Genomic DNA, 13,468 nt, shown 5'->3' on the forward strand with positions numbered 1-13,468 from the left:
CGTCAATTTCTAGACCCGCGCACCCTCAGGTTGTTTGGGTATAGATTGTTATTCCATAAAGCTTGGGTCGAGTCGCCATGCTTTGCGCAGTAAAGAAGGCCAAGCTTTTTGCCCTCCCGTCGTCCCAGAATGCACGACTTTTGCTTGTGCAAAGATATTGTCTTGAATGGATTGCGGCACCGCGACCACATCTTGACCCGCGGCTTGAAGCATCAACTGTACTTCACACGCTCGTTGCATGTCATAAAAGCGCATGAAGGCATCCCCCACCGAGGGCCCTAACGTGAGTCCGCCATGGTTGACCAACAGCATATGGTTGGTGTCGCCTAAATCATTTTGAAGTCGTTTTCTTTCGGCATCGTTAACCGCCAAGCCTTCATACGCATGGTAAGACAACGACGGCAGGGAAAACATCGAATATTGGCTAAGCGGCTTTAACCCGTCTTTCTGTGTCGCGACCGCGATGGTTTCGTTTGTGTGTAGATGAATCACACAGTGAGCATCGGGACGTGCTTCGTGAATCGCACTGTGAATCGTGAAACCTGCCGGGTTAATGTTAAAAGGCGTGTCATCAAGAATGTTGCCGTCTAAATCCACTTTCACAAGGTTTGATGCGGTCACTTCATCAAATGCAACGCCAAACGCATTAACGAGGTAAGTGTCCGTATCAGGAATACGTAAAGAAAGGTGGGTATAGATGAGATCTCCCCACCCCATATCCGCGACAAGGCGGTAACACGCAGCCAAGTCGACACGCTGCTGCCATTCAACATCACTGACTTTCCCTTTGAGGGCTAATTTAGGTAGGGCTTCCACAATCATGTCCTTTTGTTTGCGCGTACTGTCTGTTTGTTTAAGTATTTTCTGGTTGTGTATGCATAGTTGCTTGGCTTCTTTCACCTTGCTTCTATCACTTAGCTTCTACTACTTGGCCAAGTGCTGCAAATCAACACGCAAAAAAATGGAACAGGGTTGATTAACAAGAAAGAAGATAGGTGAAAGAGAAAGAGGTTAGAGACCTCTTTGTTGATCCTTTCATCACTTTAAAAGAGAGCTGCCATGTGTACAACTCCATTTTGTAATGAAAAGGATCCGTTGGTTACATAGGTGTTGCAACATGCTGTGTGATCGGGGCTTTTCCACATAACAAAGAGAAAGACAACTGAAAGGCTCACGAACGGCCTTCGCTATTTAGGGGATAAATGCCGTGATTAACATAGTTATCCACAGAATTTGTGGGTAACCTTTGCCAAGCCAGAAACTAAAAGCACTCATCAAAGTCAATCCATTTTTAAATCAAAGTCACTGAAATAGAGCTATCACACATCAAAACAGGCAATGAGAGCTGCATCACAAAGTTTTCTCTCGCCGATTATCAGGGAAATTCACCCAAAAGAGCCACGTTGACAAATCTCCCGCTATGCAGGCGTTCGTTTTTTAACCAATCTAAGTCTTTCCGTTTTTACCTAGCCTCAATATGGCAAATGAGCGTGCGCCCAAAGTGCAAAGATAACGCAAAGGTTATTGCCTCTGTTTCCATCCCTTCGAAAGAAATTGTGCACCATCAGCACACCCAGAATTATTTCTATGCCGAGTGATCCAAAAGAAAATTCGCCCCATATTGCGTCGACAGAACAAAAAAACAGCCAAGTCTGATCGCCGAATAATCAGATGATTTAAAAACAGCAAAATGTGCTGTTTCTGGTGTTGACAGCCATCAGGGTGATAGCTAAGATTCGCCCCGCTTTGAGAAATTCCCCCTTAGTTCAGTCGGTAGAACGGCGGACTGTTAATCCGTATGTCGCAAGTTCAAGTCTTGCAGGGGGAGCCACTTTTCGTGATTTGTTCGAAGAACGAGTCACTGGTTTGAGTGTATCGCTTCGCGATATGTCGCAAGCCTAGGCGGCCCCGTTAAGTCTCACAGGGAAAGCCACTTTTCGTGATTTGTTCGAAGAACGAGTCACAGGTTTGAGCATATCGCTTCGCGATGTGTGCCAAACCACACAATCCGTTCCCCCTTAGTTCAGTCGGTAGAACGGCGGACTGTTAATCCGTATGTCGCAAGTTCAAGTCTTGCAGGGGGAGCCACTTTTCGTGGTTTGTTTGAAGAACGAATCACGGGTTTGAGTATATCGCTTCGCGATATGTCGCAAGCCTAGGCGGCCCCGTCAAGTCTCACAGGGCGAGCCACTTTTCGTGATTGGTTCGAAGAACGAATCACCGGTTTGAGCGTATCGTTTCGCGATGTGTTACAAACCACACAATCTGTTCCCCCTTAGTTCAGTCGGTAGAACGGCGGACTGTTAATCCGTATGTCGCAAGTTCAAGTCTTGCAGGGGGAGCCACTTTATCGTGGTTTGTTCTAACAACGAATCACGGGTTTGAGTTTATCGCTTCGCGATATGTCGCAAGCCTAGGCGGCCCCGTCAAGTCTCACAGGGGGAGCCACTTTTCGTGGTTTGTTCGAAGAACGAATCACCGGTTTGGGTGTATCGCTTCGCGATGTGTACCAAACCACACAATCTGTTCCCCCTTAGTTCAGTCGGTAGAACGGCGGACTGTTAATCCGTATGTCGCAAGTTCAAGTCTTGCAGGGGGAGCCACTTTTCGTGATTTTGTTTGAAGAACGAATCACAGGTTTGAGTATATCGCTTCGCGATATGTCGCAAGCCTAGGCGGCCCCGTCAAGTCTCACAGGGCGAGCCACGTTTAAACAAAAAACCCAGCTTTTTAGCTGGGTTTTTTGTTATCTGCACTTTAATTCTTCTTGCGTGAAATTGTTGCTGGCTTATTGATACGGTGTAAAGTCGGCAGTAAGTCGCATAAAGAATGACCATTATGGTCATTTTCATCAAAAACCCTTCCGCCTATCAGTTGTTATAGACGCGCCAAAGTCCGATAATATAAAGATCTCTTTAAAATATTCGAAGAATGGCATGACTGAGTATTTATTGCTTCTTGTCGGCACCGTCTTGGTGAACAATTTTGTGCTGGTTAAGTTTCTTGGCTTATGCCCATTTATGGGTGTATCGAAGAAGCTAGAAACCGCTATCGGCATGGGTCTCGCAACGACCTTTGTGCTTACACTCGCATCTGTAAGCGCCTACCTTGTGGAAACATACGTACTTGAGCCTCTAGGCATCGAGTACCTGCGCACACTCAGTTTCATTCTTGTGATTGCCGTTGTCGTGCAGTTCACGGAAATGGTGGTGCACAAAACAAGCCCAACACTTTATCGCCTGTTAGGCATCTTCCTGCCATTGATCACGACAAACTGTGCCGTTCTCGGTGTGGCGTTGCTGAATATCAATGAAAGACATAACTTTATTGAATCCATTATTTATGGCTTCGGTGCAGCCGCGGGCTTCTCGCTGGTTCTTATCCTGTTTGCCGCAATGCGCGAACGCATCGCAGCAGCAGATGTGCCTCAACCTTTCAAAGGTGCGTCTATCGCCATGATCACCGCAGGCCTCATGTCTCTTGCCTTTATGGGCTTTACTGGTTTGGTGAAACTGTAATGACCGGAATCTTGATTGCGGTACTTGCTATCGCCGTCCTTGCTGCCGTTTTTGGTATTTTGCTTGGCTTTGCTTCTATTCGTTTCAAAGTGGAAGCCGATCCGATCGTCGATCAAATCGATGCCATTCTTCCACAAACACAATGTGGCCAATGCGGTTACCCTGGCTGCCGCCCATATGCGCAAGCAATTGCCAACGGTGACGACATCAATAAATGCCCGCCAGGCGGTCAAGCGACCATTGTGAAGCTCGCCGACCTAATGGGCGTTGAAGCCACTGAGTCTGCGCATGATGAAGAAACCAGCCTAAAAACTGTCGCGTTTATTCACGAAGACGATTGCATTGGCTGCACCAAATGTATTCAAGCATGTCCGGTGGATGCCATCATTGGCAGCACCAAAGCCATGCATACCATCATCAAAGATGAATGTACGGGTTGTGATCTTTGTGTCGCGCCGTGCCCTACTGACTGTATAGAAATGATCCCGGTTCAAACCACCCCAGAAAATTGGAAATGGCAGCTCAATCAAATTCCTGTTGTTCAACTCCATGCCGACAGTGCGAAAGGAGTTAATCAAGCATGATCGCGTTACTTGAACAAATTAAACATGGGCAGGTCTGGGATTTCCATGGCGGCATTCACCCGCCAGAAAACAAGCGTCAATCTAGCGAGCAATCCATCATTCCGATCGCCATTCCGAATGAAATTGTTCTGCCACTGAAACAACACATTGGTTCTGCAGGTCAGGTATTGGTGAACGTCGGTGACCGCGTGCTTAAAGGGCAACCTCTGACGAAATCAGACTCTCTACAATCTTGTCCCGTTCACGCGCCGACATCTGGCGAAGTGGTAGCCATTGAATCTCGTACGATTGCGCATGCATCTGGTTTGAGCGATACCTGCTTGGTGATTCGTCCTGATGACGAAGATCAATGGGGTGACAAATCTCCCATCGACAATTTCCAAGACACGGCTGCAGACGCACTGGTCGATCATGTTCGAATGATGGGCATCGCAGGCATGGGTGGCGCTGGCTTCCCTTCTGCGCGTAAATTGCAAACAGGCCTCGCGCGCACAGAAATTTTGATCATCAATGGCGCCGAATGTGAACCTTACATCACCGCTGACGATCGTTTGATGCAGGAACACGCCGATGAAATCATTCAAGGCGTCGAAATCCTTCAACACATTGTGCAGCCTAAACTGGCAGTGCTCGCGCTTGAAGACAATAAGCCAGAAGCCATTGCCGCGCTAAAGCATGCGATTGGTGACAAGAAAAACATCATCGTTCAAGTGGTGCCGACGAAGTACCCGTCTGGCGGTGAAAAGCAACTCATTAAACTGATCACGGGCAAAGAAGTGCCCGCGAAAGGGATCCCTGCCGCCATTGGTGTGCTGATGCAAAACATCGGTACCGTTCACGCGATCAAGCGCGCCATCATTGATGGTGAGCCATTGATTCAACGCGTAGTAACGCTTACGGGCACGACACTCGAAGAACAACGTAACCGCTGGGTATTGCTTGGCACACCGGTGCGATTCCTGCTTGAAAAACACGGTTACAAACAAGATAAGCGCCTTGAACGTTTGATCATAGGCGGCCCGATGATGGGGTTCACCGTCCCGCATGCGGATGTGCCCGTCACCAAAGTGACTAACTGCGTATTGGTTCCAAGCCGCCGCGAAATCGCACCTTCACAAGGCGAAATGGCGTGTATTCGTTGTAGTGCTTGTGCAGAAGCCTGCCCTGCCTCTTTGCTGCCTCAACAACTCCAGTGGTATGCAAAAGACCAAGACTTCGATAAGTGCGAGGAATATAACCTGTTCGATTGCATTGAATGCGGCGCTTGTGCGTACGTTTGCCCAAGTGAAATTCCCTTGGTGCAGTACTACCGCCAAGCAAAAGCAGAAATTCGTCATCGAAATGCGGAAGCGGTGGCCGCAGAACGCGCGCGTGAACGCTTCGAAGCGAAAAAAATGCGCATGGAGCGCGAGAAAGAAAAACGCGAAGCACGCCACAAAGAGGCCGCAGAAAATCGTCGTAAGGCGATGGAGAAATCCGGTGATGGCGACGCTATCGCCGCTGCGATTGCACGTGTGAAAGCGAAGTCAGAACAAGGCAGTGCTGCAACGGCTGTTAAACCTGCTGTCGCGGCGGCCATTGCAAAAGCAAAAGCGAAACAAGCTGAAGCTGCAGCAAGTGGCCAAGCCGAACCTGATAACAGCGAGATGAAGAAACTGCGCGAAGAGCGTAAACGCCAAGCTCGTGAGCGCAAAGCAGAGCAAGCGGCTCAGGCTGAAACATCGAACGTGAATGCCAGCGAAAGCGCTACAGATGTAGATCCGAAAAAAGCGGCTGTCGCTGCCGCCATTGCTCGTGCTAAAGCACGCAAAGATGCACAACAAGCTGATGCGCCGCAAGCAGCAAAAGAAGAAAGCGCAGCTGACGTCGATCCGAAAAAAGCCGCTGTTGCTGCTGCCATTGCTCGGGCTAAAGCGCGCAAAGAAGCGCAACAAGCTGACACACCGCAAACGTCAGAAGATGAAAGCACGGCGGATGTCGATCCGAAAAAGGCGGCTGTTGCTGCTGCCGTTGCCCGTGCGAAAGCACGCAAAGCTGCGCAACAAGCAGAAGCCACGGAAACAGACAGCGCATCTGCAGAGCCTGAGACGGTTGAACCGGTCGCTGAAGATATCGATCCGAAAAAAGCGGCAGTTGCTGCCGCCGTTGCCCGTGCGAAAGCACGCAAAGCTGCGCAACAAGCAGAAGCCGTGGAAACAGACAACGCATCTGCAGAGCCTGAGACGGTTGAGCCGGTCGTTGAAGAGATCGATCCGAAAAAGGCGGCTGTTGCTGCCGCCGTTGCCCGTGCGAAAGCACGCAAAGCTGCGCAACAAGCAGAAGCCGCGGAAACAGACAATGCATCTGCAGAGCCTGAGTCTGTTGAACCAGTCGTTGAAGATATCGACCCGAAAAAAGCGGCAGTTGCTGCCGCCGTTGCCCGTGCGAAAGCACGCAAAGCTGCGCAACAAGCAGAAGCCACGAAAACAGACAGCGCATCTGCAGAGCCTGAGACGGTTGAACCGGTCGCTGAAAATATCGATCCGAAAAAAGTGGCTGTTGCTGCTGCCATTGCGCGTGCAAAAGCACGCAAAGCAGCACAGATAAAGAAAAACGAAGAGGATAAATAAACGTGGCCTTTTTTATTGCCAGTAGCCCGCACAGCCACAACCGCAAAAGTACCAGCGACATCATGATGATGGTGATCCTTTGTACGCTTCCAGGCATTGCGGCACTTTGTTATTTCTTTGGCTGGGGTGTTTTACTGCAAATCGCCATTGCCTCTGTCACGGCCATGTTGGCTGAGGCGGCTATCGTTGCCCTGCGAAAACGCCCAGTAAAACGCTATTTACAAGACAATTCCGCGTTACTCACAGGTTTACTCATTGGTATCGCGGTACCGCCATTCGCGCCCTGGTGGATTGCTGTTATTGGCGCACTGTTTGCCATTGTGATAGCCAAGCACCTCTATGGTGGATTGGGGCAAAACCCTTTCAACCCTGCCATGGTGGCGTATGTTGTCTTGCTGATTTCTTTCCCGGTACAGATGACGACATGGCTCCCACCTTCTTCGCTGATCGCGCAGCCATTAAGCTTCATGGACAGCGTATCGACCGTGCTAACCGGGCTAAGCACAGATGGATTCAGCGTTGACCAACTGCGTCATACCGTAGATGGCATCACCATGGCGACGCCGTTAGACACGGTAAAAACAGCATTGTTAGCCGGTAAAACTGCATCTGAAGCGGTTCAAGAGCCCGTATTCGGCACGTTTGTTGGACTCGGCTGGGGATGGGTTAACCTTGCCTTCCTCGCGGGCGGATTAGTGCTTCTTAAACAGCGCGTTATTCAATGGCAGATCCCAGTAGCCATGCTCGTTACTTTGTTTATGTTTAGTGTTTTTGGCTATGCCATCAGCCCTGACGCTGTCGCGACCCCGCTTATTCACTTGTTCTCAGGTGCAACCATGCTGGGCGCGTTTTTCATCGCAACCGATCCTGTTTCGGCATCCACCACAACCAAAGGCCGATTGGTATTTGGTGCCATGATTGGCATGTTGATCTACCTCATCCGTACCTTTGGGGGTTTCCCAGATGGCGTCGCATTTGCTGTTCTGATTGCAAATATGTGCGTGCCGTTGATCGATTACTACACCAAACCCACCACCTACGGCTATAAGAAGGAAAGCAAATGATCCGCGCAATGAGAAACAACGGTGCGATTTTGGCACTCGCTGCGCTGCTTTCCACAGGGTTAGTGGCGGTGACTCACTCACTGACAGAAGACACCATTGCCGAACAGCAACGCTTGCAGCTGCTAGAGGTACTGAATCAAGTCATTCCAACTGATATTCATGACAACCCATTGGCACAAACCTGTACGCGAGTGACAAGCCCAGACCTTGGCACAGATGAACCCATGCCCGTGTATCTCGCCAGTAAAAACGGTGAGCCGACTGCAATGGCAGTCGAAGCCATCGCGCCAGATGGCTATAACGGTGCCATTAAGGTGCTCGTTGGCGTGGATACAAACAATACCGTATTAGGTGTTCGCGTACTTCAGCACAACGAAACACCCGGTCTCGGCGATAAAATTGATTTAAACGTGTCTGATTGGGTATTGTCGTTCAGTGGTAAAACGCTTGAAAACGCGAATGACAAACGTTGGGCCGTGTTCAAAGATGGCGGTCAATTTGACCAGTTCACGGGCGCCACCATCACGCCGCGAGCGGTTGTCGGTGCAGCCCGAAAAGCGGCATGGTATGTGAGCCAACATCAAGAACAAATCCTTCGCCAACCTCGTGACTGTGGAGATGCATCATGAGTCAAAACAAAGAATTGATGAAAAACGGGTTGTGGAACAACAACCCTGCATTGGTGCAGCTTCTAGGCTTATGTCCTCTGCTAGCGGTTTCCGCCACCGTCACCAACGCGCTGGGATTGGGTATTGCGACCATGTTGGTCCTTGTCGGCTCGAATCTTATCGTTTCGTTGGTTCGCCAGTGGGTGCCGAAAGAGGTACGTATCCCGATCTTCGTCATGATCATTGCATCATTGGTTACTTGTGTGCAGCTGCTCATGAACGCCTATGCATTTGGCCTGTATCAATCGTTGGGTATCTTTATCCCACTGATCGTGACCAACTGTATCATCATTGGTCGTGCTGAGGCCTTTGCGTCTAAAAACACGCCATTACCCTCTGCGCTCGACGGTTTTTGGATGGGCATGGGCATGACTGCATCGCTTGTCGTGCTCGGCGCGATTCGTGAGATTCTAGGTAACGGCACCTTATTTGATGGCGCAGACCGCCTTCTTGGTGACTGGGCGGCGGGCATGCGCATTGAAGTGTTCCACTTCGACAGTGCATTCTTGCTGGCAATGCTACCTCCCGGTGCTTTCTTAACCGTAGGCTTCTTGATTGCTGCGAAGAACGTGTTGGATGAACGCCAAGCGAAGAAACAGCCAAAAGAAAAAGCCGTGATCGAACGTGTGCGCATCACCTCGGCAGATTAAAAAAACGCTTTACGGATGAAGAATGAATAACCAAAAACGTGTTGAGATATTAGAGCGCCTTCGCGCCGAAAACCCGCACCCAGAAACCGAGCTAAATTGGACATCTCCGTTTGAATTGCTGATCGCAGTACTGCTATCTGCACAGGCGACGGATGTAAGCGTCAACAAGGCGACCGATAAGCTTTATCCGGTTGCCAATACACCGCAAAGCATCTTGGACTTGGGCGTTGATGGTGTTAAGGACTATATCAAAACCATTGGGTTGTTTAATTCAAAAGCCGAAAACGTCATCAAAACATGCCGTATCTTGGTTGAGCAGCACGGTGGCGAAATACCGGAAGACCGCGACGCGTTAGAAGCGTTACCCGGTGTCGGCCGCAAAACGGCAAACGTGGTACTTAACACCGCATTCGGCTGGCCAACCATCGCTGTCGATACCCATATCTTCCGCGTATCTAACCGCACCAAGTTCGCGATGGGCAAGAATGTCGATCAGGTAGAAGAAAAATTGCTGAAAGTCGTGCCAAAAGAATTCAAAGTGGATGTCCACCATTGGCTCATTCTGCATGGGCGCTATACCTGCGTCGCAAGAAAGCCACGTTGTGGTAGTTGTGTGATTGAAGATCTTTGTGAATTTAAAGACAAAATCTACCCAGACGAATAATCTCGCCCTCATCGAAAAGGGTAAACCTCACTCTTAGGCATTCTGGATGAATCATAGTTGGCAGAGGCAACCTAAAAAGGGCTGTCGCTGTCAGTGAAAAATACAATAAAGGAGAGCAACATGAGCAACGGTCGTATTCTGCATACCATGATCCGCGTTGGCGATTTGGATCGTTCAATTGGCTTCTATACCGATGTAATGGGCATGCAACTTCTACGTAAAAACGAGAACGAGCAATACGAGTACACGCTCGCGTTCGTGGGTTACGGTGATGAATCAACAGGCGCAGTGATTGAGCTTACTTATAACTGGGGCACCACTGAGTATGAGCACGGTTCCGCATTTGGCCACATTGCGATTGGTGTTGATGATATCTATGCGACCTGTGACGCCCTGCGTGCAGCGGGCGCAAACATCACACGTGAGCCAGGCCCAGTGAAAGGCGGCTCAACCGAAATCGCCTTCGTTGAAGACCCTGATGGCTATAAAATCGAGCTTATTCAAAACAAGAGCGCGTCTGCCGGTCTAGGGAAATAATCAAGGTTTTCGCCTTCCCAAACGCTTAACGTTCCATCTTTAAAAGCCATGCTGATAACGAATCCGCATGGCTTTTCTCTTTTTGTTATCCATCCACTTCATTCAACATCCTTCCCCCTCGATGCATTCATACCGACCTTGCCCAACCTGCTCTATATTCAATTTTTGAATGAAAACCGCATAAACGCATTTTGTCTGATAGGCTTTAATTACCGTCTCAATATTGATACAACCTCTACATGTTCGGAACTAAAAGTACATTACAACTTCATATCGCCAGTATCTTCTTCATCGTCATGTCTATCTTGGCTGTACTACTGATCGTATTGAGCTATCAAAATTCAAAAGCGCTCAATGAACAATTAGCGCAAGAGAGAATGGCGCAGAGTGCTGATCAGATAAAATTGGCTTTCGACAGGAAAATCATCCCTGTCCTAACCGCGCTCGATACCTTGGCAGAATCTGATTTTGGTAATGATCTCGACGCCTCCAACAACAAATATTGGCTCGCCTCTGTCGAGGCCATCATGGACATCAATCCCGACGTGCTTTCCATTTATGTCGGCTACCCAGACGAAAGCTCCGCATTTATTCGCTCGACCCGACCCGCGTTTATGAAAGAACAGTTCTCAACGCCTGAGAACAGCCACATCATGGTAGACATCAATCAAACGGGTGGCGCCCAATCGCGCATCTACTATGACAATAATCTGGCCTTCATTGGTGAAACAAAAAACACCATTGATTACCTACCAACCACGCGGCCTTGGTATCGAGATACACCTGCTGACGGCAGCATCTATATCACTGACCCCTACTTTTATATCTTCATCAAACGCATGGGGATCACGATCTCGAAACGCATGAAGGAAAGTGGTGGTGTGTTGGCTGCTGATATCACACTGGCATCACTGGCCGATTTCCTCAAATCGCTGCCCTTTTCGGGCGACTCGAAAATGCTGCTTCTCGATGACAACAAAACCATCCTGGCCCAAAGCGGTATCATGGAAAATGCACCAGAAAATACGTCTCAAGAAACCTATAAAAATGAAGCGACACAATCGCCCCTTAACAGCTTATTCAAAGAAGACACATTGGCCGAATCATCGACAACCGTGATGTTTGACGGCGAGGCTTGGCGGATCACGCTTGTCCATGTGACGTTTGGGGAAGACAAAGGGTTATGGCTTGCTAATGCTATTCCAGAAACAAAACTGATCGGCAGCGCGATTGAAGCGCGGAACAATCAAATCATCATTGCCTTTTTCGTCCTTGGGGTCGGCTCGTTGCTCGTACTGTGGGCGGCGGCGCGTATTGCCACGCCATTGAAATTGTTAAACCAAACCACCGAACGTATCCGACATTTGGATTTCGCAGGTGTAAAAACACCCGATTCCAACATTATTGAAGTGAAAGAACTCGCCCTTTCCATCGGCGTCATGTCAGAAACCATCGCCGACTTCCTCGATACTTTGCACCGAGTGTCTAACAATTCCAATTTCGAGTCCTTACTGACGGACATGGTGACCCACTGTAAGAAGACGTCTGATGCGGACTATGTATTATTGTGGGCAGCGGACATGGAAGACAGAAATTGCTTGTCGCTCGCCGCACATGTTCCCGAAGCCACCAGCGCGACCCAAATTGATTTTGCCCAACTGTTAGAAGACCTGCCAGACATGGCGGCCGCATTGGACAACCACAGCTTTTATACCTTCACGCCACAAGATCGCGTCGAGGTGACGGGGCACCTTCCTGAAGCATTACAACGAGCATGGGTGCTGCCACTGCACAACCGAGAAGATGAGCGCGTCGGGTTTGTTTTCATCGGATTCAACCATTCAGTCACACCTGAACAAGAGGAAAAGATCCCGTTCATTCAAGAGTTCCTAGGCTTCGCGTCCCTGATAAAAGAAAACTGGGACCACATTACGGCGCAAAAGAACCTGTTTAAGTCTTTTGTCGAAATGTTTGCATCGGCGATAGACACAAAATCGCCCTACACGGGCGGGCATTGTCAGCGCGTTCCTGAACTCACATTCATGCTCGCAGAAGCCGCCCACAAAGACACCGAGCTTTTCCCTGATTTCACATTGGATGAAAAATCCCGAGAAGCTTTATATTTTGCTGCTTGGCTTCACGATTGTGGCAAGGTAACCACGCCAGAATACGTCGTCGATAAAGCCACTAAGCTGGAAACCATCTATAACCGCATACATGAAATTCGGATGCGGTTTGAAGTGTTAAAACGTGACGCCGAAATAGAGTATTGGCAGGCCATAACACAAGGTGGTGATTCGGCATCACTCAAACAGATACTCACAGAAAAGCACCGCAAACTCGATGAAGATTTTGCTTTTGTGGCCAAAACGAACATTGGCGGCGAGTTCATGGATGAAAAGAACATCGAGATATTGGAGCGCATTTCTCAGCGTACGTGGATGCGAACCATGGACGATACACTGGGTTTGTCTTGGGAAGAGGAACAGCGACGCAAGCGTCGTGGGGATCATGACTTACCGTGCAAAGAGCACCTACTAACAGACACCAGCGACCAAGAAATCCATTGGACGCAAAGCCAGAAGAAAGCCTTTGAAAATTGGACGTTCAAGCTCACCGTACCCGAACTTCAATTTAATCGCGGTGAGCTTTATAACTTATCCATCCAGCGCGGCACCTTGACCGCCGAGGAAAGGTTCAACATTAACGACCACATCATTCAAACCATCAATATGTTGAACAAGCTGCCCTACCCTGAACACCTGCGTCGCATTCCAGAAATTGCAGGCGGACACCATGAAAAACTGGACGGCAAAGGCTACCCCAATGGCCTGTCTGACGCCAATCTGCCGATTGATTCGCGCATCATGGCCGTCGCGGATATTTTCGAGGCATTGACGGCGAGTGACCGCCCTTATAAGAAAGCGAAGAAGCTTAGCGAAGCATTGAAAATATTGGCGTTTATGGCAAAGGATCGTCACGTCGATCCTCATTTGTTCCAGCTTTTCATCGAGCAAAAAATCTACATGCAATACGCCAATGCATTCCTACCAAAAGAACAGCACGATGACGTGGATGAACAAACGCTACTTGCCATCGTCACTCCGCCGCAAAAAGACACAACGACAGTTTCCTCGTAGAACATCCGCACCGAGAAATAGAGTAAAAAGAAGC

General features: G+C 49.1%; 10 protein-coding genes and 4 tRNA genes. 13 read left to right on the forward strand and 1 reads right to left on the reverse strand.

Annotated elements, in window-relative coordinates; all coding sequences use genetic code 11:
- Positions 1-48: 48 nt before the first annotated feature.
- Entirely contained in the window at positions 49-822 is a 774-nt protein-coding gene (locus EQP46_RS04570; RefSeq protein ID WP_194956713.1) for a class II aldolase/adducin family protein, read from the reverse strand.
- Positions 823-1,755: 933 nt separating this feature from the next.
- Here EQP46_RS04570 and EQP46_RS04575 point away from each other — a divergent pair.
- The 13 genes from EQP46_RS04575 to EQP46_RS04635 all read left to right on the forward strand — a co-directional run bounded on the left by EQP46_RS04575 (position 1,756) and on the right by EQP46_RS04635 (position 13,434).
- A tRNA-Asn gene (locus EQP46_RS04575) sits at positions 1,756-1,831 on the forward strand.
- Between the two features lie 181 nt (positions 1,832-2,012).
- Positions 2,013-2,088, forward strand: a tRNA-Asn gene (locus EQP46_RS04580).
- A 181-nt stretch (positions 2,089-2,269) separates the two neighbouring features.
- A tRNA-Asn gene (locus EQP46_RS04585) sits at positions 2,270-2,345 on the forward strand.
- Positions 2,346-2,527: 182 nt separating this feature from the next.
- Positions 2,528-2,603, forward strand: a tRNA-Asn gene (locus tag EQP46_RS04590).
- Positions 2,604-2,936: 333 nt separating this feature from the next.
- Positions 2,937-3,518, forward strand: a complete 582-nt coding sequence (gene rsxA / locus EQP46_RS04595; protein WP_017009631.1) for an electron transport complex subunit RsxA — start codon at positions 2,937-2,939, stop codon at positions 3,516-3,518.
- The gene (gene rsxB, locus EQP46_RS04600; RefSeq protein WP_129492510.1) at positions 3,518-4,102 is read left to right on the forward strand and encodes an electron transport complex subunit RsxB; all 585 of its coding nucleotides are present in this window, start codon (positions 3,518-3,520) and stop codon (positions 4,100-4,102) included. The genes rsxA and rsxB overlap by 1 nt, the downstream gene beginning before the upstream one ends.
- The gene (gene rsxC, locus EQP46_RS04605; protein WP_129492511.1) at positions 4,099-6,711 is read left to right on the forward strand and encodes an electron transport complex subunit RsxC; all 2,613 of its coding nucleotides are present in this window, start codon (positions 4,099-4,101) and stop codon (positions 6,709-6,711) included. The genes rsxB and rsxC overlap by 4 nt, the downstream gene beginning before the upstream one ends.
- 2 nt (positions 6,712-6,713) lie before the next feature.
- Entirely contained in the window at positions 6,714-7,775 is a 1,062-nt protein-coding gene (rsxD, locus tag EQP46_RS04610) for an electron transport complex subunit RsxD (protein ID WP_129492512.1), read from the forward strand.
- Positions 7,772-8,404 (forward strand): electron transport complex subunit RsxG, encoded by a 633-nt coding sequence (gene rsxG / locus EQP46_RS04615; RefSeq protein ID WP_129492513.1) that lies wholly within the window; start codon positions 7,772-7,774, stop codon positions 8,402-8,404. The genes rsxD and rsxG overlap by 4 nt, the downstream gene beginning before the upstream one ends.
- Positions 8,401-9,093 carry an electron transport complex subunit E gene (locus tag EQP46_RS04620; RefSeq protein ID WP_129492514.1) on the forward strand — a complete coding sequence of 231 codons (693 nt, stop codon included), beginning with the start codon at positions 8,401-8,403 and terminating at the stop codon, positions 9,091-9,093. The genes rsxG and EQP46_RS04620 overlap by 4 nt, the downstream gene beginning before the upstream one ends.
- Positions 9,094-9,115: 22 nt before the next feature.
- Positions 9,116-9,757, forward strand: a complete 642-nt coding sequence (gene nth / locus EQP46_RS04625; protein WP_129492515.1) for an endonuclease III — start codon at positions 9,116-9,118, stop codon at positions 9,755-9,757.
- Between the two features lie 120 nt (positions 9,758-9,877).
- Positions 9,878-10,294 carry a lactoylglutathione lyase gene (gene gloA / locus EQP46_RS04630; protein WP_129492516.1) on the forward strand — a complete coding sequence of 139 codons (417 nt, stop codon included), beginning with the start codon at positions 9,878-9,880 and terminating at the stop codon, positions 10,292-10,294.
- Between the two features lie 239 nt (positions 10,295-10,533).
- Positions 10,534-13,434 carry an HD domain-containing phosphohydrolase gene (locus tag EQP46_RS04635; RefSeq protein WP_129492517.1) on the forward strand — a complete coding sequence of 967 codons (2,901 nt, stop codon included), beginning with the start codon at positions 10,534-10,536 and terminating at the stop codon, positions 13,432-13,434.
- Positions 13,435-13,468 lie beyond the last annotated feature (34 nt).

It is taken from the genome of Enterovibrio baiacu, from assembly GCF_004120195.1.
GTDB lineage: Bacteria > Pseudomonadota > Gammaproteobacteria > Enterobacterales > Vibrionaceae > Enterovibrio > Enterovibrio baiacui.